Genomic DNA, 19,836 nt, shown 5'->3' with positions numbered 1-19,836 from the left:
AGCTCGGTCGATTCCGACATCTCGCGGCTGCGGGTGCGTCGTGGCTTGTCGCGCAGTTCCCCGCGCCCCTGAGGGGGCGCGGGGACCCGGCGCTAACCTGCCAGCGCCTGCTCCGGCTCCCCGCTCGCCCGCGGCTCCGTGACCTTCACCTCCGGGATGTCCCGGTGGGCCGGGTCCGTGACCTCGCCGACCAGGAGTTCCAGTACGTCCTCCAGGGCCACCAGGCCAAGGACCTTGCCGGAGGCGTCGGCGACCTGGGCCAGGTGGGTGGCGGCGCGGCGCATCACCGTCAGGGCGTCGTCCAGGGGGAGTTCGGAGCGCAGTGTCGTCATCGGCCGCCACAGCTGCTGCGGCACCGCGCGCTCCGAGTCCTCCAGGTCCAGTACGTCCTTGACATGCAGATAGCCCATGAAGGCGCCGTTCTCGGCCGCTATGGGGAAGCGGGAGTACCCGGTGCGCGCGGTGAGTTCGACGATGCGGCCCGGGGTGACCGACGGGGGCACCGTCACCAATGACTCACGCCGCAGGAGCACGTCCGTCACCGGGCGGGAGCCCAGTTCCAGGGCGTCCTCGAGGCGTTCCTGCTCCTCGGGGTCGAGCAGGCCCGCCTGGCCGGAGTCCTCCACCAGGCGGTTGAGCTGCTCGCTGGTGAAGACGGCCTCGACCTCGTCCTTCGGCTCGACCCTGAAGAGCCGCAGGATCGCCTGGGCGACGGCACCGAGGGCGACGGTGATCGGCTTGCAGACGCGGGCGAAGGCGACCAGGCCCGGGGCGAGCCACAGTGCGGCCTTCTCCGGGGCCGCCATCGCGAGGTTCTTCGGGACCATCTCGCCGATGACGAGGTGGAAGAAGACCACCGCGGCGAGCGCGATGACGTAACCCAGCGGGTGGATCATCCCGTCCGGGAGGTGGATCCACTCGAAGACCGGCTCCAGCAGGTGCGCGACGGTCGGTTCGGCGACCGCGCCCAGGGTCAGCGAGCAGACGGTGATGCCGAACTGGGCCGCGGCCATCATCTGCGGCAGCCGCTCCAGGCCGTAGAGGACCTGGCGGGCGCGGGCCGTGCCGAGCGGTTCGATCTGGCTGCGGCGTACGGACACGAGGGCGAACTCGGCGCCGACGAAGAAGCCGTTGGCGAGCACCAGCAGGCCGGCGAACAGGAGTTGGAGCACGCTCATCGGGCGACCTCCACGACCTGGCCGGTCCGTACCAGCCGGACCCGCTCGGCGCGGTAGTGGCCGACGCGGCGCACGGTCAGCCGCCAGCCGGGCAGTTCGGCCCTGTCGCCGACGGCCGGGATCCGGCCGAGGCGGTCGGCGACCAGGCCGGCGACGGTCTCGTACGGCCCCTCGGGCACGTCGAGTCCTATGCGCTGCAGGATGTCGACGCGGCAGCTGCCGTCGGCGTCCCAGGCGGGCCTGCCGTCCTCCGGCGGGGCGGCGGCGAGCTCGGGCACGTCCTGCCCGTCGTGCTCGTCGCGGACCTCGCCGACGATCTCCTCGACGATGTCCTCCAGCGTCACGACGCCCGCCGTGCCGCCGTACTCGTCGACGACGACGGCGATGGGCTGTTCTTTGCGCAGCTGGGCGAGGAGCGGCTGCACGGGCAGGGTCTCGGGGACGAGCAGCGCGGGACGGGCGATACGGCCCACGGGGGTGCGCAGGCGCTCGTGCACCGGGACCGCGAGGGCGTCCTTCAGATGGACCATGCCGACGATTTCGTCGATCCGCTCCTTGTAGACGGGGAAACGGGACAGGCCGGTGGCGCGGGTCAGGTTCACCACGTCCTCGGCGGTCGCCGTCGACTGCAGCGCGCTCACCTTCACCCGCGGGGTCATGACGTGCTGCGCGGTCAGCTCGGCGAGCGACAGGGTCCGTACGAAGAGGTCGGCCGTGTCCTGTTCCAGGGCACCGGCCTGTGCGGAGTGCCGGGCCAGGGACACCAGTTCGCCGGGGGTGCGGGCGGAGGCCAGCTCCTCGGCGGGTTCGACGCCCAGGGCGCGGACGAGGCGGTTGGCCACCGCGTTCAGCGCGGCGATCACCGGGCGGAACAGCCGGGCGAACCTGTGCTGCGGGCCGGCGACGAAGCGCGCGACCTGCATCGGCTTGGACACCGCCCAGTTCTTGGGCACCAGCTCGCCGATCACCATCTGCACGGCGGAGGCCAGCAGCATGCCGACGACCACCGCGACACCGGAGACGGCGCCTTCGGGGATGCCGATCGCGGTGAACGGGCCGTGCAGCAGCTGGGCGAGCGCGGGCTCGGCGAGCATGCCGACGACGAGGGAGGTGATGGTGATGCCGAGCTGGGTGCCGGAGAGCTGGAAGGACAGCTCCCTGAGCGACTCGGCGACCCTTCGGGCCCGTTTGTCGCCTTCGGCGGCGGCCTTCTCGGCGTCCGTCGACTCGACCGTGACCAGGCCGAACTCGGCGGCCACGAAGAAGCCGTTGGCCAGGATCAGCAGGAGGGCCGCTCCGAGGAGCAGCAGGGGGGTGGTCATGATGCCGCCGCCTCGGTATGTCGTGAGGTGGCGGCGCAGGTACTACAGGACGATCCGTCCATCGCTGGAGGGAGTCACTCCTCGGGTAGCAGGGGGCCTCTGAAGCCCGTCGGGAACTTCAGCGGCGGAGGCGCAACGAAAAACGCCTCCGCCAACAGATTAATCAAGACAGGGGCCGTTACGGCAGATCCCTTGTCGAGCGGGCCTCGGCGAGTGCCCGCAGGGTGCGCGCATCGGCGATGGCGCGCTCCTTGGCGATGCCCGGCTGGATGCCGAGCGCGGGCAGACTGGTGCCGTCGCTGAGGTTGAGGAAGACCCAGGGGTCGCCCGGGCGCAGGTTCACATGGAGGATCTCCGCCCACTCCAGGTGGCGCCGGCTGGCGATGTTGACGACGGTGACGCCTGTCTCGTCGGCGACGACCTTCACCCGGGCGAGCAGGGCAAGGACACCGAAGAGGACCGCTCCGGTGAAGACGAAGCTGAGCTTCTCGCCGGGGCTGAGCTGCTCCAGGAGCAGTGCGACGGCCGTGATCACCACGAAGATCACCGCGCCGGAGGTGAGCAGGACGGCCCGGGTGCGGCCCGGCCGGAACGTGACGGGGAGAGCGGGCAGGTCGGACATCTCTGTGTGCCTCTTCTTGTGCTCTCAGAGACGGCAGGCGTGGATGGCCGTGGTCAGGATGGCCCGGGCACCGATCGCGTACAGGTCGTCCATGATCCGCTGGGCGTCCTTGGCGGGCACCATGGCGCGGACGGCGACCCAGCCCTCGTTGTGCAGCGGCGAGACGGTCGGACCCTCCAGGCCGGGGGTGATGGCGACCGCTTCCTCCAGGTGCTCGGCGCGGCAGTCGTAGTCCATCATCACGTACGTCCGGGCCACCAGGACGCCCTGCAGCCGGCGCAGGAACTGCTGGACCTTGGGCTCCTCGCCGTTCTCGCCGGTGCGGCGGATGACGACGGCCTCGGACTTCATGATCGGCTCGCCGATGACCTCCAGGCCCGCGTTGCGCAGGCTGGTGCCGGTCTCGACGACGTCCGCGATGACCTCGGCGACGCCCAGCTCGATGGCGGTCTCGACGGCGCCGTCGAGGTGCACGACCGAGGCATCCACGCCGTTGTCGGCGAGGTGCTTGGCGACGATGCCCTCGTAGGAGGTGGCGACCGTCATGCCGCTGAGGTCCTCGACGCCGTTCGCCGTGCCCGGCTTGGTGGCGTAGCGGAAGGTGGAGCGGGCGAAGCCGAGCGGGAGGATCTCCTCGGCGTTGGCGCCGGAGTCGATCAGCAGGTCGCGGCCGGTGATGCCGATGTCGAGGCGGCCGGAGGAGACGTAGATCGCGATGTCGCGCGGGCGCAGGTAGAAGAACTCGACCTCGTTGGCCGGGTCGACGATCCTGAGCTCCTTGGACTCCCGGCGCTGCTGGTAGCCGGCCTCATGCAGCATCTCCGCCGCAGGGCCTGACAGGGAACCCTTGTTGGGGACGGCGATGCGCAGCATGAGGTCGGCTTCCTTTGTTCGTGCGTACGGGCGTGTGTGCGGGGTGTGGTGCGGCTGTGACGGCTCAGAGGTGGGCGTAGACCTCGTCCAGGGAGATGCCGCGGGCGACCATCATCACCTGGACGTGGTACAGCAGCTGCGAGATCTCCTCGGCGGCCGCTTCCTTGCCCTCGTACTCGGCGGCCATCCAGACCTCGGCGGCCTCCTCGACGACCTTCTTGCCGATGGCATGGACACCCTTGCCGACGAGTTCCGCGGTGCGGGAAGTGGCGGGGTCGCCGTGGGCGGCCTTGTGCTGGAGCTCGGTGAAGAGCTCCTCGAACGTCTTATTGGACATGGTGACGCTCAGCCTATGCCAAACCCCGTATACATCAGTGCCACGGTTCAGATACTGAGCGGAGGGTCGCCGCGGTCGCCACGGCCGCGGTCACCGCCTCGTGCCCCTTGTCCTCGTTGGAGCCCTCGATGCCGGCCCGGTCCAGGGCCTGCTCCTCGGTGTCGCAGGTGAGGACGCCGAAGCCGACGGGGACGCCGGTCTCGACGGAGACCTGGGTGAGGCCCTGGGTCACGCCCTGGCACACGTACTCGAAGTGCGGGGTGCCGCCGCGGATGACGACACCGAGGGCGACGATCGCGTCGTAGCCGCGGCCCGCGAGGACCTTGGCGACGACCGGGAGCTCCCAGCTGCCGGGGACCCTGAGCAGGGTCGGCTCGTCGATGCCCAGGTCGTGCAGGGCGCGCAGGGCGCCGTCCACCAGGCCGTCCATCACCTTTTCGTGCCACTGCGCCGCGATGACGGCGACCCGCAGGTCTCCGACGCCTCGTACGGACAGTTCCGGTGCGCCCTTGCCGCTCACGTTCTCTTGTCTCCTCGGTGTGCTCTGGTCTTACTGGGTGCTGCAGGTGGACACGGGGGCCGTGTCCAGCCAGGGCAGGTCGTGTCCCATCCGGTCCCGCTTGGTGCGCAGGTAGCGGAGGTTGTGCTCGCCCGCCTGTACGGGCATCGGCTCGCGGCCGGTGACCTTGAGACCGTGGCGGACGAGCGCGTCGGTCTTGTCGGGGTTGTTGGTCATCAGGCGGACGCTGCGGACACCGAGATCCTCGAGGATCTGGGCGCCTGCGCCGTAGTCCCGGGCGTCGGCGGGCAGGCCGAGCTCCAGGTTGGCGTCCAGGGTGTCGCGGCCGCGCTCCTGGAGCTCGTACGCCCGCAGCTTGGACAGCAACCCGATGCCGCGGCCCTCGTGGCCGCGCAGATAGACGACCACTCCCCTGCCCTCGGACTGGATGCGCTGCAGGGAGGCGTCCAGCTGGGGGCCGCAGTCGCAGCGCAGGGAGGAGAAGATGTCGCCGGTCAGGCATTCGGAGTGGACGCGGACCAGGACGTCCTCGCCGTCGCCGATCTCGCCGTGGACGAGGGCGACGTGCTCGACGCCGTCGACGGTGGAGCGGTAGCCGTAGGCCGTGAAATCGCCGTGGGCGGTGGGCAGTTGGGTCTCCGCCTCGCGACGGACGGTGGGCTCGGAGCTGCGGCGGTAGGCGATCAGGTCCTCGATGGAGATGATCGTCAGGCCGTGCTTGCGGGCGAAGGGGATCAGCTCGGGCAGGCGCAGCATGCGGCCGTCCTCGCCGGCGATCTCGACGATCGCGCCGGCCGGGCGCAGCCCCGCGAGGCGGGCGAGGTCGACGGCGGCCTCGGTGTGGCCGTCGCGCACGAGCACACCGCCGGACCTGGCGCGCAGCGGGAAGATATGGCCCGGGCGGACGAAGTCGTCGGCGTGGGTCTCTCCGCTCGCCAGCAGCTGGAGGGTGGTGGCGCGGTCGGAGGCGGAGATGCCGGTGGTCACGCCGTGCGCGGCGGAGGCGTCCACGGAGACCGTGAACGCGGTCTTCATCGACTCGGTGTTGTCCTCGACCATCTGCGGGAGCCTCAGCCGCTCCAGCTCCTCGGCCTCCATGGGCGCGCAGATCAGGCCGCGGCACTCGCTCATCATGAAGGCGACGATCTCGGGGGTGGCCTTCTCGGCCGCGATGACGAGGTCGCCCTCGTTCTCGCGGTCCTCGTCGTCGACGACCACGACCGGCCGGCCGGCCGCGATGTCGGCGATGGCCTGCTCGACCGGGTCGAGCGACCAGTCCTCGATGCCGTCGGTGCTGTACAGAACAGGTGCCGTGGTCATGCCGGCGCTCCTTCCAGGACGGGCTGCGACGCCTGACGGGAGCGCAGCCACCAGTCGCGCATGCCCCACAGGACGAGTGCGCCGTAGATGACGTAGACGAAGCCGGAGAAGGCGTAGCCGTTGGCGAAGTTGAGGGGGACGCCGACCAGGTCGACGAGGAGCCAGGCGATCCAGAACTCGGTCATGCCGCGGGCCTGGGCGTACATGGCGACGACGGTGCCGACGAAGATGTAGGCGTCCGGCCAGGGGTCCCAGGACAGGGACGGGTAGGCCTTGAAGAGCAGGGCGACGGCGACCGTGCCGACGGCCGCGGCGGCGACCATCGCGCCGCGCTCGCGCCAGGTGGCGAAGCGTGGGGCTATGTGACCGTCCGCCGCCTGCCCCTTGTTGCGGTTCCACTGCCACCAGCCGTACAGCGCCACGACCATGACGACGACCTGCTTGCCGGCGCTGCCGGCGAGATGGCCGTAGAAGGCGATGAACAGGATGAGGCCGGAGAGGAACTGCACCGGCCAGGTCAGCAGGGAGCGGCGCCAGCCGAGGGCCAGGGTGATCAGGCCGAGGATGTTGCCGATCATGTCCGACCAGATGATGCGCTGGCCGAGGAGGGTGAAGGCCTGCGAGTTCAGCCAGTTCACCGGTCCGCCCCCTGACCGGCCCCGAGCAGGCGCTCGACGTACTTGGCGACGACGTCCACCTCGAGGTTGACCGGGTCGCCGGGCTGCTTGATGCCCAGCGTGGTCAGGGCGAGGGTGGTGGGGATGAGGCTGACCGTGAAGTAGTCCGGTCCTGCGTCGACCACGGTGAGGCTGATGCCGTCGACCGTGATGGAGCCCTTCTCCACGACGTAGCGGGTCAGGTCCGCGGGCAGCGAGATCTTGATGATCTCCCAGTGCTCGGAGGGCTTGCGCTCCAACACCTGGCCGGTGCCGTCGACATGGCCCTGGACGATGTGGCCGCCGAGGCGGGCGCCCACGGCCATGGGGCGTTCCAGATTGACGCGGGAGCCGACGCCGAGGGCGCCGAGGCTGGAGCGGTCGAGGGTCTCCGCCATGACGTCGGCGGTGAACTCGTCGCCCTCGTGCTCGACGACGGTGAGACAGACACCGTTCACGGCGATGGAGTCGCCGTGCTTTGCGCCCTCGGTGACGACGGGGCCGCGCAGCCGGAAGCGGGAGGCGTCGCCGAGGTTTTCGACGGCCGTGATCTCGCCCAGCTCTTCGACGATTCCGGTGAACACTTCCCGGGTCCTCCTGCCTCTTCGGGCACGGACTCCGGGGCCTGTCGATGACGACAGAATGAACGAGCGAGGACACCGGGGGCGACGCCGGACGGGACCGCCCCGAGGACGAGCCCAGATACGGCGGCGCGCATACGTGGATGCCCGCCCGCCGCGCACTGCCTCCCATCCGGACTTTAACCGTCGGTCCAGGAATTTCACCTGGTCAACCGGCCGCTGGAAGCGGTCGGGTCGCGGACTGTAACCGCCGGTTCGGACTTTCACCGACCCCGGAGTGCGCTGCTTCTGGTACACGGTCAGTGTGCCACGCCTGATCGAGGTCCATACGGGCGAACGGTGTGGGTTGGCTCACAGGCACTGTCGATGGACTTCTCAACCCGGCCCCACTGGTGGACCCTTTGGTCTAGTCCTTTTCGGATCTTCGCGGACCGGCCTGGCGGTGGTGACGACGGCCCTTGCCCACCGCCGGGCCTCACAACTCCCCCGTGCACGGGCTCTGGCAGGGTGGTCCGCATGAGCAGCGCGACCGCCGACGAGTTCGAGACGCACCGCCCGCGGCTGTTCGGCCTGGCCTACCGCATGCTGGGCTCGGCCGAGGAGGCGGAGGACGCGGTGCAGGACGCCTATCTGCGCTTCAGCGGGGCCGACCGCACGGGCATCGAGTATCCGGCGGCCTGGCTGGCGAAGGTCGTCACCAACCTGTGCCTGTCCCGTCTGACCTCGGCCCGCGCCCGGCGCGAGCACTACGTCGGAACGTGGCTGCCGGAGCCCGTGATCACCTCGGACGGCACGCTCGGACCGTTGGAGTCGGCCGAGCAGCGCGATGCCGTGTCGATGGCGATGCTGATCCTGCTGGAGCGGCTCAGTCCGACCGAGCGTGCGGTGTACGTCCTGCGGGAGGCGTTCGGGTACGGCCACCGCGAGATCGCCGGCGTGCTCCACCTGAGCGAGGCGAACTGCCGGCAGCTGTACCGCCGGGCGGTGCAGCGGGTGGGCGAGGAGCGGTCCCGTTTCGAGGCGGTGCCCGAGCGGCAGGAGGAGCTCGTCGTGTCGTTCCTGACGGCGGCCCGGGACGGTGATCTGGCCGGGCTCGAGAAGCTGCTGACGGCGGACGTGGTCTGGTCGAGCGACGGCGGCGGCAAGGTCAGTGCGGCCCGGCGGCCGGTCGAGGGACTGGACAAGGTGGCGCGGCTCTCGGTGGGCGGCGCCGAGCGGTTCGCGGCCGGGCTGGACTTCACGGCGGCCGAGGTCAACGGCGAGACGGGGCTGGCCGCGTGGGCGGGCGACACGCTGGTCGGCATGGTGGCGTTCGAGGTGCGGGACGGTCGGATCGCCCACATCCGGGTCGTGGTGAACCCGGACAAGCTGGGCTTCGTACGGCGGCAGCTCACGCGGGCGGCCTAGTGGCTGTCACATTCCACGCGGCTGCTCCGTCTCAGCTGACGTAGGGCGCTCCACCTGGGAGCGCCCGGCGTCCGAAGGGGCTGAACAGCATGACCACGATCCTGGTGACCGGCGGCACCGGAACCCTCGGCCGGCTCGTCGCCGAGCGGCTGCGCGCGGATGGGCACGAGGTGCGGGTGCTCAGTCGGCACAGCCGGCCGTACGCCGTCGATCTGCGCGAGGGGGGCGCCGGGCTGGAGGCGGCGGTCGCGGGCGTGGACACCATCGTGCACTGTGCGACGACGCAGACCGGCGGTGACGACAAGGCGGCCGGGAACCTCGTCGCGGCGGCGCGGCGGGCCGGGGTGGGGCATCTGGTCTACATCTCGATCGTCGGCGTCGACCAGGTGCCGTTTCCGTACTACCGGACCAAGCTCGCCGTCGAGAAGCTGATCGAGGAGTCGGGTCTCGGCTGGACCGTGCTGCGCACGACCCAGTTCCACGACCTGCTCGTGATGGTGTTCAAGGCAATGGCCAAACTGCCGGTCATGCTGCTGCCGGCGCGGGCGAGCGACCAGCCGGTCGAGGTGGCGGAGGTCGCGGCGCGGCTTGCGGAACTGGCCGTCGGTGCTCCCGCGGGACGGGTCGAGGACATGGGCGGGCCGGAGATCCGGACGTTCGAGTCGCTGGCGCGGACCTATCTGAAGGCGACCGGGCGTCGGCGGGCAGTGGTGAACGTGCCGCTGTGGGGCAAGGCGTACCGGGGGTTCCTCGGCGGTGGACACCTCGCGCCCGAACACGCCGTCGGCAAGGGCACGTTCGAGGAGTACCTCGCCGGGCGACGCGGATGAGCCGGCTCGACGGGGTGCACCCCGGGCTCGGGGCGGGGGTGGTGCCGGCGGCACTGCCGTGGCCATCGGCCTGAGCGGCACCGGAGCCGCCGCACACCTCTCGGGAAGCGCGCACTACCGCCCGGGCGGCGCGAACAACTCCTCCTGAGCACGGTCCCGCGCGGTGAGCAGGGCTCCGCGGAGTACGGCACTGCCGCCGAGGGCGCCGGCCCGGACCTCGGTGGGGAGCGGAGACATACGGCGGACCCGTTCGGCCACGCGGGCGGCGAGTTCGGCGCCACCGGCCTGGCCGACCTCGCCGCCCAGGACGAGGCAGCCGGGGTCGAGGATCGCCACCACGGAGGCGACACCCACGGCAAGCCGATCGGCGAGGGCGTCGAGGAAACGGTCGGCGCACCGGGCATCGGGGACGCGCACCCCCTCGCGCGTCGGCGCTGCGCCCCTGGTGTCACCGGTCTCCCCGGCACGCTCGACGCCTCCGGCCGAAGCGGGCCCGGCCGCCCCTGCTTCGCCGCCGCGTACCGGCACCGCAGCGGCCTCCTCCGGCCCACCCACCCGGGCGTCGCCGCCACGCGACTCCGCCCCGGCACTCCCGTGCGATTGCCCGGATGCTGCCACCGCGCCATTCCCCGAAACCAGGGCAGCCGCCGTCCGCACCACCCCCGCAGCCACCGGTTCATGCAGCGCCCCCTCCGCCGTCAGACCGTGCTCCCGTGCCAACTGCACGATCGCTGCAGAACCCGCCAGGGAGTGGAAACCCCCCTCGCAGTCCGTCGCCGAAGGGAGGGCGGTCGTGCCCGGTACGGGCAGGAAGCCGATCTCGCCGGTGCCGCCGGAGGCCCCGCGGCGCAGGGCGCCGTCCAGGACCACGGCCGCGCCGGTGCCGTGGCCGAGCCACAGCAGGACGAAGGTGTCGCGGTCCTGGGCGGCGCCGTCGCGCTGTTCGGCGAGTGCCGCGAGGTTGGTCTCGTTCTCGACGCTGACGCGGGCCTCGGGGAGGCGCTCCTGGAGCGCGGCGACCAGGCGGCGGTGCCACTCGGGCAGGCCCGAGGAGTTGCGGAGTTCGCCGGTGGACGGGTCGATCAGACCGGGGGCGCCGATCCCGACGGTGTGGAGGCGGTCGGCGCCGGCCTCCTTCGCCACGCGTTCGACCAGCGCGACCGCCTGCTCCACCGCCGGGCCCGTCCCCGTGTCGCCGCCGATCGGCAGGGACGCCTCGGCGAGCACCCGGCCGAGCAGGTCGGAGACGACCACGGACACACCCTCGGTACGGACGTCCAGGGCGGCGAGATGCGCGCGGTCCGCGACGATCCCGTAGAGCTTCGCGTTCGGTCCGCGCCGCTGCTCCCCCGCCTCCCCGACCACGGTGATCAGGCCGGACGCGGTGAGGCGCTCCACCAGATCGGCGACCGTCGGCCGGGACAGGCCGGTCAGCTGCTTCAACTGGCCTGCCGTCAACGGGCCCTGCTGCTGCAGCAGACGCAGGGCGAGCCGGTCGTTGATGGCCCGGGCGGTGCTGGGGGATGCGGGCATGCCGGGATCCTTCCAGATCGGCGGGACCGGACCGAGGCGGGCGTGCGCCCGGGCGGCCGTAAATCCCCTATCTATCAGGCAGGGTTCCTGATAGTTTACGCGACGCCGAGGGGAACCGTGTGGGAGAGGGGTGGGGCCGAGAATGGGCGACGTGGTCTACGACCTGCGCGAGGTGAGGCACAGCCGGTACGCCGTGGCCGCCGTGTTCGCCGTGCACGGCGCCGTCACCGGTTCGTTCGCGACCCGTGTGCCATGGGTCCAGGACCATGCCTCGCTGAGTGCGGGACAGCTCGGCTTCGCCCTGGCCTTCACCGCGCTCGGCGCGTCCTGCGCCATGCCGCTGGCCGGGCGGATCAGTCACCGCTTCGGCAGCCGTACGGCCCTGCGCGGCCTGATCGCGCTGTGGACGCTGGCGCTCGTCCTGCCGTCGCTCGCGCCGAACATGCTCACGCTGTGTCTGGCGATGTTCCTGTACGGGGCGAGCGCGGGCATGGCCGACGTCGCGATGAACGCGCTCGGTGTCGAGGTGGAGCGGCTGCTCGACAGGTCGATCATGTCGAGCCTGCACGGCATGTGGAGCGCGGGTGCACTGATCGGCTCGGCGGCGGGCACACTCGCCGCGCACCTGGGTTCGGACGCGCGTCTGCACTTCGCGCTGGCGGCGGCCGCTCTCACCCTGCTCGGCGTACTGGCCTGCCGCTGGGTGCTCGACGTGCAGGCCGCCGAGGACGAGGAGCCGCCGCCGCGGTTCACACTGCCGCCGAAGTCAGCGCTGCTGATCGGCACCGTCGGCTTCTGCGCGGTCTTCGCCGAGGGCGCCAGTCTCGACTGGTCGGCGGTCTATCTGCGCGACCAGCTCGACACCTCGGCGGGCCTGGCGGCCGCGTGCACGACCGGTTTCATGCTGACCATGGCGGTGGCCCGGCTCGTGGGCGACGTGGTGGTCGACCGCTTCGGCGCGGTTCGCACCGTGCGGGCGGGCGGGGCGCTGGCGGTCCTGGGCGGGCTGCTCATCGTCGTCGCGGGCAGTCCGGCCGTGGCGATGGGCGGTTTCGCGCTGCTCGGCCTCGGTATCGCGGTCGTCGTGCCGCTGTGCTTCGCGGCGGCCGGCCGCAGCGGCCCGAACCCGAGTCAGGCCATCGCGGGCGTCGCGACCATCACGTACACCTCGGGCCTGATCGCACCCGGCCTCATCGGCGGGGTGGCGCAGGCGACGAGCCTGCTGGTGTCGTTCGTGCTGGTGACGGTCCTGGCGTGCGGTCTTGCGGCCTTCGCGGGCGTTCTGCGCACCGGCGACCGCAGCCGCGCGGAGGTCAGCCGTCGGAGCGCAGCAGTTCCCGACCCGCGACCCTGAACCGCTCGCTCCACGGCGCGGGCCGCATCGTCTCCGGGTCCAGCCGGACCAGCACCCGGAAGCCGTGCGCGTAGGTCACCGAGCCGTCCGGGGAGCAGAACCGGAAGCCGTAGGTCAGTCCGGTGGTGCCGAGCCTTTCCAGCCAGAGGTGGACGGCGTAGGCGCCCGGCCGGGTGACCGGGGCCTCGTAGCTGATCCGGAGTTCCTTGACCGCGTTGCAGGCGTCCCCCGCCGCGGCCCAGTCGCCCTCGAAGCCGAAGCCGTACTCCTGGAACAGTTCGGACCAGGCCCGTTCGACCATCAGCGGGTAGCGGGCGTTGTGAAGCAGGCCGAGGGCGTCCAGGTCGTCGAAGTGGACGGTGACGGGGATCAGCCGGCCGTAGGACAGGGCGGGGGCGATCGTGGCTTCGGCGGTCACGGGTGGGGCTCCTGGGCAGGGGACGAAGCGGTGGGGACACTCCATCCTAAGCGGACGCTCAGGAGCCCCGGTTGGGAGGGCCACTGGAAAGGACCTGGTCAGCCCGCTATCGAGTCCAGCTGCTCGGCTGCCGGACGCAGCGCCCAGAGGTCGCCGCCGGGCGGTGCCTCCAGCTGGGGGACGGCCTGCTGCGCCGCCTTGTCGCCCGCATCCGCCGCCGCGTGTACGACGTCGCTCGCCGCGTAGCGGTGGAACTCCAGCTCCGGGTGCGGCCATGCGAGGGAGCCGGTCGCGGCGGGCAGGAGGTAGTCGACGGCCTTGAACAGGCCCTGCCCGCCCGGACCTTGATAGGTCCACAGGTTCACGCCGACGTGCCGGCCGATCGCCGCGAGCCGGGTGTACGCGACCAGGTCGAAGGTCGAGTAGTGCCAGCTCCGCGTCCGCGCGAGCTCCTGCGGCTGGCTGCCGTCGGCGGCGATCTGCGCGTCGATGCGTCTGGTGCGCGCGTCGAGGACGGTTCGCCGGGCCAGCGCCCGGTCGCCGGTCGCGTAGGCGAGGGCGGCGAGCTGCATGTCGTAGAAGGTGCCGTGGTTGTTGGCCGCCGCGCCCTCCTCCTTGCCGAAGGCGCTGTTCTTCAGCCAGTCGAGGAAGTCGGCGTTCCACTTCGCCATCCCCGTCCGGTCGGTCTTCGTCCAGCCGGGGGCGCCCGTGCCGAGGATGGCCAGGGCGTCGACGACGCTGGTGTACGACTGCGAGAAGTCGATGATGCCGATGGCCCGGCCGTCGTACTTGCACGGGATGAACTGGGCGTGGTCGAGGTTGGGGTTCATACGTGTGGCCGGGTCGAGGAACCAGGTGCGCAGGACCTGGGCCGCCTTTTCGGCGTAGGCGCGCTTGCCGGTGTAGTACCAGGCCAGGGACAGGTCGTAGGTCGAGTCGAAGACCTTCTCGACGTCCTGGCGGTCGGTTCCCGAGTCGACCTCGGGGTTGCGCTGTCCGTCCCGCTGGACATACGGGCAACCCCACGGGTTGTCAGCCGTCGGGGTTCGGGTGGGCCACCAGTAGGGGGCCTGGCTGAGGTAGTCGTGGAGGTCGCCGCCGGGTGCCGGTCGGGGTTTGTCGACGACCGTCCAGGGGCCCTGCGTCAGCCAGTTGTCGGCGCGGGCCGTCAACTCCCATAGTGCGAGTTGGAGTTGCGGATCGCCCTGATCCAGGCGGAGCTTCGTCCGCTGCAGCCGGGCGCCGTCGAGGACGGCCGTGTCGGGGGCCCTGGGTGCCGCGTGCGCGGAGGGGACGAGGACGGCCGCGAGGGTCACCACAGCGGACAGCAGGACGGCGGCACGGGATCTTCCACTCATCGAGCACTCCGATCCATCGAACGAATGGTCAGGAATGTGAACGCAGTTCATGAGCAGGACCGTGCGAGCGTAGAGGCGCCAGGTAGCCGTGACAATGGTCCGGACAGCCTTCCATGTACAGAGAAAGAGAAACCCCGCCAGTGGTCGGCGATCGCGGCCGACGGCATCGGCTCCGTGCTGTCCACCGCGGTGGGCGGGCCGCCCAACACCACGTACTCCGAGAACATCGGTGTGATGGCCGCGACCCGCGTCTACTCACCCGCCGCGTACTGGGCCGCGGCCGGCTTCGCCCTCCTCTTCGGCCTCTGCCCGAAGTTCGGCGCGGTCGTGGCCGCGATCCCGGGCGGTGTCCTCGGCGGCATCACCGTGATCCTCTACGGCATGATCGGACTGCTCGGTGCGCAGATCTGGACCAACGCCCGGGTAGACCTGCGCAATCCGCTGAACCTGGTCCCGGCCGCGGCGGGCCTCATCATCGGGGTCGGCAATGTGCCGATGAAGTTCACCGAGCACTTCTCCCTCAGCGGCATCGCCCTCGGCACCCTGGTCGTCATCACCGGCTACCACGCCCTGCGTGCCTTCGCACCCGCGCATCTCAAGACTCAGCAGCCGCTCCTGGACGAGGGCACCTCCTCCTACGACGAGGCCAGGTCGTAGGCGTACGACGGGCTGAACGTGCCCGGGGCCCCCTTGCAGCCGTCCGACTCCCCCGGCAGCTTCACCCACAGATACGCGTCGATGCGTGCCTCACCGGTGGAGAGCGTGGGCGCCCGGCCGATCCTGCGGCCCGCCGGGTCGCACCACTCGCCGTCGGCGGGGGCGCCGTTGCCGTTGCGGCTGGTGTCGATGACGGCGCCCAGGCCCGCGGGTCCGCCGAGGCCGGCGAGGACCTGGCGGTCGTAGGCGATCTCGTCGGACGTCGTCTGGAAGTTGGAGACGTTGCTGAAGATCCCGTCGGAGGAGGCGGTCGAGGCGGCGCCCGCCTCCTTCAGCAGCGCGGCCTGCTGCGCGGCCGGGTTCCAGCCGGAGTGCCCGGCGTCGTAGTAGACCCGCGCCCTCGGGTCGGCCGTCTTCAGGACCCGGCCCGCGCGCGCCAGCGAGGCGAAGCGGTCGGCGCGGGCGCGGTCGGAGAGGCAACCGGACTGGGCTATGGAGTCGGGCTCCAGAACGACGACGACCTCGCCGGAGCCGAGCCCCGCCGCGAAGCCGTCGATCCAGGCGTCGTACGCGGCGAGATCGGGCGCCCCGCCCTGGGAGGCGCCCCCGCAGTCGCGGCCGGGTATCGCGTACGGAACGACGACGGGCACCCGGCCCTCGGCCGCGGCGTCCGAGGTGACCGCGCGGACGCGGGAGGTGATGGTCGCCGGCGTGTAGTCGGCGAACCACACGGCGGCCGGCTGGTCGGCTATCCGGGACTCGATGACCGGTGTGCGCGGATCGTCCGGATGGTCGCGGACCCAGTCGAGCACCTTGGAGTCGGCGTGCCGGTAGAGGAGGGCGGACACCGCGGCGGGCTGCCGCTTCGGCTCCGTTCCGGTCGGCGAAGGACCGGCCTTCGTGGGGGAACTCGACGGCGGGGACGCGGACTTGGTGGCCGTGGCCGATGCGGAGGGCACCACGGGCAGCTGCTCGAGCCGCGGCGAACTGGTCACCTCGGGCTTCGCCTGCTGCGCGCCGCGTCCGTCGTCGAGCGCCGACATCATGCCGGTCGCGGTGCCGACGGCGACCACGACCCAGGCCGCCGCGGCCATGGCGCCGCGCCGTTTGGCCCGTCTGCGCTCGGCCCTGCGTGCGGCCAGCCGCTGCGCGCGTAAGCCTGACACCGTGCTGCTCCCCCACTCCGTTCCCCCGTTCTGGGGAAGCGCCGGGCCCGCCGACACCCCCGTCAGCCTAGGACTGGGACCCTTCCCCCATGGCGCAATTGGAACAGTTCACCACTTCTGTAGACGCAGTCGTCTCCCGCATGCGCGCCCTCGACGCGACCCTGCCCGAACGGGACGGTGTCGCGGTCTTCAACCGCGTCTACCTCGCCGTCACCGAGGCCGTCGACCGCAGCATCGACGCCCATCGCTTCGCGGACGCGCGGGCGGCGACGACGCTGGACGTACGGTTCGCCGAGCGCTATCTCGCCGCCGTCGACGCGGTCACCGCCGAACGGCACCCGCCGGCCTGCTGGCGGCCCCTGTTCCAGCTGCGCCGCCATCCCGGAGTACGACCGCTGCAGTTCGCGCTGGCGGGCATCAATGCGCACATCGGGCACGATCTGGCGCTGGCCGTCGTGGACACCTGCCGTACGTTGGACTGCGAACCGGCCGCCCTGGAGGACGAGTTCGATCGCGTGGGCGACCTCCTCGTCTCGCTGGAGGAGCGCATCCGCGAAGATCTGATGCCGGGCCCCGACCTCCTCCAGATCGCCGACCCGCTCACCCATCTGCTCGGCGCCTGGAGCCTGGAGCGCGCCCGGGACGCCACCTGGACCGCGGCGCGGGCGCTGTGGGCCCTGCGCGGACTGCCCGAGGTCGCCGCCGAGTTCACCGAACGCCTCGACGCGGCGGTGGGCTTCGCCGGACGCATGCTGCTCACGCCGCTCCCGAGTTAAGTTGAGTGTTGAACCGACGCAAAGGAGCGGACGCATGGCCATTCGGCTGGGACTGAGCCTTCCTCAGGCGCGGCAGTACGACATCGGACGCGATGTGCCCGACGTGGCACGCACCGCCGAACAGATCGGCTACCAGAGCCTGTGGGTCTATGAGCGTGCCCTCTTCCCCGAACCCGCGACCCAGGGTCTGTACGGCGTCGAGGGCCTGCCGTGGCCCGACGTGTACCGGGGCGTGCCGGACCCCCTGGTGACGCTGACCCTGGCCGCCGCGGCGACCGACCGGGCCCGGCTCGGCACGAGCATCCTGGTGGCCCCGCTGCACAACCCCTTCCAACTGGCCAAGTCGCTCGCCACGCTGGACGCGGCGAGCGGCGGCCGGGTGCTGGCGGGCCTCGGCACCGGCTGGTCGCTCGACGAGTACGCGGCCGCGGGCGTGGCCCCCTTCGAGGAGCGGGGCCGGGTCCTGGACGAGATCATCGATGTCTGCCGGGCGGTGTGGGGCCCGGACCCGGTGACCTACGAGGGCCGGATCACCAAGATCGCCTCGGCCGTGGTCGGCCCCAAGCCCGCCCGTCCCATCCCGATCCTGCTGCCCACCAACAGCAGGAAGGCGATGACCCGGCTCGTCGACCGCGCCGACGGCTGGATGCCCATCGCCATGGGTGCCGGGCAACTGGCCGCGCAGTGGCGTCAGTTGCAGGACCTGGCGGCCGAGCGAGGCCGCACCGCGCCGATCGAGACGGTGGTACGGGTGAACGCCCGGTACACGCCCAAGGCGTACGACGGGGCCGACCGCTCCCCGTTCCAGGGCAGCGTCGCCCAGCTCGTCGAGGATCTCGCCGCCCATGCCGAAAGCGGCCTCGACGAGTTCTTCTTCGAGCTCCAGGGCGGCGCGCGGGACGCCCAGGAGCTGAAGGACGTGGCCGCCGAGCTCTACGAGTCCGTGCGCGCCGCCGGTCTCTAGGGCCTGTCGTCTGGATCGGGTCGGCTAAAGCCAATGGCGCTTTACGGCTGCCCCGAGCGGGGTCATGGGGTCCCCCCCGCTCGAGCGGAGCCGAGAGTGGGGGAGCGTGCAGCTGCAAGGCGGAGGAGGGAGTCGACGCGGAGCGTCGGCGAGTGACGACGACGCGGCGGATGGGCGTGCCAGGGCCCGCGACGCCGGGCCCTGATCCAGAGGACAGGCCCTAGTCCTCCGGCAGCTCGACCGGCGCGATCTCGTCGTACACGTCACCCGGCCCCGGGTTGGTCGCGTCGGTCGCGCCGCCGAAGTGGTGCATGACGCCCCAGACCGCGTTCAGCGCGGTCTGGATCGCGCCCTCGGCCCAGCCGGCCGTCCAGGAGATGTCGTCGCCGGCGAGGAAGATGCCCCGCTTGTCCTCGGGCAGCCGGTCCTGCATGAAGTGGGTGAACAGGCGCCGCTGGTAGCGGTAGTGGCCGGGCAGGTTGGCCTTGAACGCGCCCATGAAGTAGGGCTCGTTCTCCCAGGACACGGTCACCGGGCTGCCGATGATGTGCTTCCTGATGTCGACCTTCGGGTAGATCTCGCCGAGCGACTTCAGCATGACCTCCATCCGCTCGTTCGCGGACAGCGGCAGCCACTTCAGGCTGTCGTCGCACCAGGTGTAGGAGAGGCAGATGACGGCCGGCTTGTCGGGGCCGTCGTCGAGCAGGTAGGTGCCGCGGGTCATGCGGTCGGTGAGCGTCATCGACATGACGTCCCGGCCGGTCGGATTTCCCCTGTCGTCGACGGCCTTGTCGAGCCAGAAGGGGCGGTCGACGGGCACGAAGAGCTTGCTGGACTCCATGTAGTGGGTGCGCTCGATCGCCGTCCAGTGGTCGATCGGGAAGAGCGAGTCGTCGCAGGCGATCTTCGACAGCAGCATCCAGGACTGGGCGGTGAAGATCGCCGCCTGGTAGGTGCGGATGTCGCCGTTCGCGTCGGTCACGGTGATCCGGTTGCCCGCCGTGCGGTGCAGCCGGGTCACGGCCGGGCGGGGCTCGCCGTCCACGTGCAGGGACTTCAGGGACGTCCCGTACGGCCAGTGGACGATCTTCTCGGGCTCGCGCTCCCAGAGCCTGAGCGGGAGCTGCTGGCTGCCGCCGACGATGCCGCGGTGGTGGTCGTCGGCCTCGGTGTAGACGACCCGCAGGATCTCCAGGATGGAGTTGGGGAAGTCGGTGTCCCAGCCGCCCGTCCCGAAGCCGACCTGGCCGAAGATCTCGCGGTGGCGGAAGGACTTGAAGGCCTCGGAGTCGCAGAGGAAGCCGTAGAAGGTCTGGTTGTCGAGCTTCTCGACCAGCTTCGCCCAGATCTCGCGGATGCGCGGCACGTCACGCTCGCGCAGGGCACGGTTCATGTCGGAGAAGTCGGCGCCCTCTTCGAGGCACCTGTTCCACGCCTCGGCGACATCGCGGTAGACCTGCGGCAGGTCCTCGACCGTCTCGGCGTAGTGCGACTCGCCCTTGAGGTCGATGACGGTCGAAGGGGTCGCCTCCGCGAGGGGGTTGGGGAACGGCCGGGTCTCGAGTCCCACCAGGTCGATGTAGTGCTGCAGGGCCGTCGAGGACGGCGGGAAACGCATCGCGCCCATCTCGGCGGTGAGGGACGGGTCGCAGCCCTCGAAGCCCACGGTCCGCAGGCGCCCGCCGATCCGGTCGGCCTCGTACACGACCGGCTTGAGGCCCATCTTCATCAGCTCGTAGGCGGCCACGATGCCGGACAGCCCGCCGCCGATGACCGCGACCTCGGCGCCGTGCTCGGTCGCCGGTATCTGGCCGAGGCCCGCGGGGTGGGCGAGGAAGTCGTCGTACGCGTAGGGGAAGTCCGGGCCGAACATGGTGATCGGCGGCAACTGCTGCTCGTCTGCGTGCTCGACGGCGTTGGGCACGGTGGACGTCATGGGGTACGGACTCCTTGCACGGAAAGTA

Annotated in this window: 20 protein-coding genes and 1 riboswitch; of the genes, 6 read left to right on the top strand and 14 right to left on the bottom strand. The window is 71.1% G+C overall.

The window, feature by feature from the left end; all coding sequences use genetic code 11:
* Positions 1 to 92: 92 nt before the first annotated feature.
* The 9 genes from ABD355_RS38930 to ABD355_RS38890 form a co-directional block, all read right to left on the bottom strand.
* Entirely contained in the window at positions 93 to 1,178 is a 1,086-nt protein-coding gene (locus tag ABD355_RS38930) for a hemolysin family protein (protein WP_344405837.1), read from the bottom strand.
* On the bottom strand, positions 1,175 to 2,500 hold the full coding sequence (locus ABD355_RS38925) for a hemolysin family protein (RefSeq protein WP_344405835.1): 1,326 nt from the start codon (positions 2,498 to 2,500) through the stop codon (positions 1,175 to 1,177). Before ABD355_RS38925 ends, ABD355_RS38930 begins: the two co-directional genes overlap by 4 nt.
* A 178-nt stretch (positions 2,501 to 2,678) precedes the next feature.
* On the bottom strand, positions 2,679 to 3,122 hold the full coding sequence (locus ABD355_RS38920) for a PH domain-containing protein (RefSeq protein WP_344405834.1): 444 nt from the start codon (positions 3,120 to 3,122) through the stop codon (positions 2,679 to 2,681).
* A gap of 24 nt (positions 3,123 to 3,146) precedes the next feature.
* Positions 3,147 to 3,995 carry an ATP phosphoribosyltransferase gene (gene hisG / locus ABD355_RS38915; RefSeq protein WP_344405832.1) on the bottom strand — a complete coding sequence of 283 codons (849 nt, stop codon included), beginning with the start codon at positions 3,993 to 3,995 and terminating at the stop codon, positions 3,147 to 3,149.
* Between the two features lie 64 nt (positions 3,996 to 4,059).
* A complete protein-coding gene (locus ABD355_RS38910; protein WP_344405831.1) occupies positions 4,060 to 4,332 on the bottom strand; it encodes a phosphoribosyl-ATP diphosphatase in 273 nt (90 codons plus the stop codon).
* 34 nt (positions 4,333 to 4,366) lie between these two features.
* Positions 4,367 to 4,852: a 6,7-dimethyl-8-ribityllumazine synthase gene (gene ribH / locus ABD355_RS38905; protein WP_344405830.1), complete on the bottom strand. Its 486-nt coding sequence runs from the start codon at positions 4,850 to 4,852 to the stop codon at positions 4,367 to 4,369.
* Positions 4,853 to 4,882: 30 nt separating this feature from the next.
* Positions 4,883 to 6,172: a bifunctional 3,4-dihydroxy-2-butanone-4-phosphate synthase/GTP cyclohydrolase II gene (locus ABD355_RS38900; protein WP_344405829.1), complete on the bottom strand. Its 1,290-nt coding sequence runs from the start codon at positions 6,170 to 6,172 to the stop codon at positions 4,883 to 4,885.
* Complete coding sequence (gene pnuC / locus ABD355_RS38895; protein WP_344405828.1) at positions 6,169 to 6,810, bottom strand: nicotinamide riboside transporter PnuC; 642 nt, start codon at positions 6,808 to 6,810, stop codon at positions 6,169 to 6,171. Before pnuC ends, ABD355_RS38900 begins: the two co-directional genes overlap by 4 nt.
* Entirely contained in the window at positions 6,807 to 7,412 is a 606-nt protein-coding gene (locus ABD355_RS38890; protein WP_344405827.1) for a riboflavin synthase, read from the bottom strand. The genes pnuC and ABD355_RS38890 overlap by 4 nt, the downstream gene beginning before the upstream one ends.
* A 151-nt stretch (positions 7,413 to 7,563) precedes the next feature.
* A riboswitch (FMN riboswitch) is annotated at positions 7,564 to 7,694 on the bottom strand.
* 231 nt (positions 7,695 to 7,925) lie between these two features.
* Between ABD355_RS38890 and ABD355_RS38885 the strand changes: the two genes are divergently transcribed.
* Both ABD355_RS38885 and ABD355_RS38880 read left to right on the top strand, forming a co-directional pair.
* The gene (locus ABD355_RS38885) at positions 7,926 to 8,816 is read left to right on the top strand and encodes an RNA polymerase sigma-70 factor (protein ID WP_344405826.1); all 891 of its coding nucleotides are present in this window, start codon (positions 7,926 to 7,928) and stop codon (positions 8,814 to 8,816) included.
* A gap of 89 nt (positions 8,817 to 8,905) precedes the next feature.
* Positions 8,906 to 9,646, top strand: a complete 741-nt coding sequence (locus ABD355_RS38880; protein ID WP_344405824.1) for an SDR family oxidoreductase — start codon at positions 8,906 to 8,908, stop codon at positions 9,644 to 9,646.
* Between the two features lie 114 nt (positions 9,647 to 9,760).
* Here the strand turns inward: ABD355_RS38880 and ABD355_RS38875 are convergent, their stop codons facing one another.
* A complete protein-coding gene (locus tag ABD355_RS38875) occupies positions 9,761 to 11,179 on the bottom strand; it encodes an ROK family transcriptional regulator (protein WP_344405823.1) in 1,419 nt (472 codons plus the stop codon).
* Positions 11,180 to 11,321: 142 nt separating this feature from the next.
* On the opposite strand from ABD355_RS38875, the gene ABD355_RS38870 reads away from it, so the two are divergent.
* The gene (locus ABD355_RS38870; RefSeq protein ID WP_344405822.1) at positions 11,322 to 12,533 is read left to right on the top strand and encodes an MFS transporter; all 1,212 of its coding nucleotides are present in this window, start codon (positions 11,322 to 11,324) and stop codon (positions 12,531 to 12,533) included.
* On the opposite strand, the gene ABD355_RS38865 is transcribed toward ABD355_RS38870, so the two are convergent.
* Together ABD355_RS38865 and ABD355_RS38860 are read right to left on the bottom strand one after the other, a co-directional pair.
* Positions 12,493 to 12,951: an acyl-CoA thioesterase gene (locus ABD355_RS38865; RefSeq protein ID WP_344405821.1), complete on the bottom strand. Its 459-nt coding sequence runs from the start codon at positions 12,949 to 12,951 to the stop codon at positions 12,493 to 12,495. The two genes, ABD355_RS38870 and ABD355_RS38865, sit on opposite strands and share 41 nt — an antisense overlap.
* Before the next feature lie 98 nt (positions 12,952 to 13,049).
* Positions 13,050 to 14,309, bottom strand: a complete 1,260-nt coding sequence (locus ABD355_RS38860; RefSeq protein ID WP_344405820.1) for an alginate lyase family protein — start codon at positions 14,307 to 14,309, stop codon at positions 13,050 to 13,052.
* Between the two features lie 24 nt (positions 14,310 to 14,333).
* Here ABD355_RS38860 and ABD355_RS38855 point away from each other — a divergent pair, with 24 nt between their 5' ends.
* On the top strand, positions 14,334 to 14,966 hold the full coding sequence (locus ABD355_RS38855) for a solute carrier family 23 protein (protein WP_344405818.1): 633 nt from the start codon (positions 14,334 to 14,336) through the stop codon (positions 14,964 to 14,966).
* Here the strand turns inward: ABD355_RS38855 and ABD355_RS38850 are convergent.
* Positions 14,945 to 16,060 carry a glycoside hydrolase family 6 protein gene (locus tag ABD355_RS38850; RefSeq protein WP_344405905.1) on the bottom strand — a complete coding sequence of 372 codons (1,116 nt, stop codon included), beginning with the start codon at positions 16,058 to 16,060 and terminating at the stop codon, positions 14,945 to 14,947. The genes ABD355_RS38855 and ABD355_RS38850 overlap by 22 nt on opposite strands.
* A gap of 161 nt (positions 16,061 to 16,221) precedes the next feature.
* Between ABD355_RS38850 and ABD355_RS38845 the strand changes: the two genes are divergently transcribed.
* Together ABD355_RS38845 and ABD355_RS38840 are read left to right on the top strand one after the other, a co-directional pair.
* Positions 16,222 to 16,908 (top strand): DUF5995 family protein, encoded by a 687-nt coding sequence (locus tag ABD355_RS38845; protein WP_344405817.1) that lies wholly within the window; start codon positions 16,222 to 16,224, stop codon positions 16,906 to 16,908.
* A gap of 34 nt (positions 16,909 to 16,942) precedes the next feature.
* Positions 16,943 to 17,872, top strand: a complete 930-nt coding sequence (locus ABD355_RS38840; RefSeq protein WP_344405816.1) for an LLM class F420-dependent oxidoreductase — start codon at positions 16,943 to 16,945, stop codon at positions 17,870 to 17,872.
* 220 nt (positions 17,873 to 18,092) lie between these two features.
* Here ABD355_RS38840 and ABD355_RS38835 read toward each other — a convergent pair whose 3' ends face one another.
* Positions 18,093 to 19,808, bottom strand: coding sequence for a flavin monoamine oxidase family protein (locus ABD355_RS38835; protein ID WP_344405815.1), 1,716 nt, complete (start codon positions 19,806 to 19,808; stop codon positions 18,093 to 18,095).
* Between the last annotated feature and the right edge of the window lie 28 nt (positions 19,809 to 19,836).

This window comes from Streptomyces longisporus, from assembly GCF_039532765.1.
Taxonomy (GTDB): Bacteria; Actinomycetota; Actinomycetes; order Streptomycetales; family Streptomycetaceae; genus Streptomyces; species Streptomyces longisporus.
This window is presented reverse-complemented; position numbering and strand designations above follow the sequence as displayed.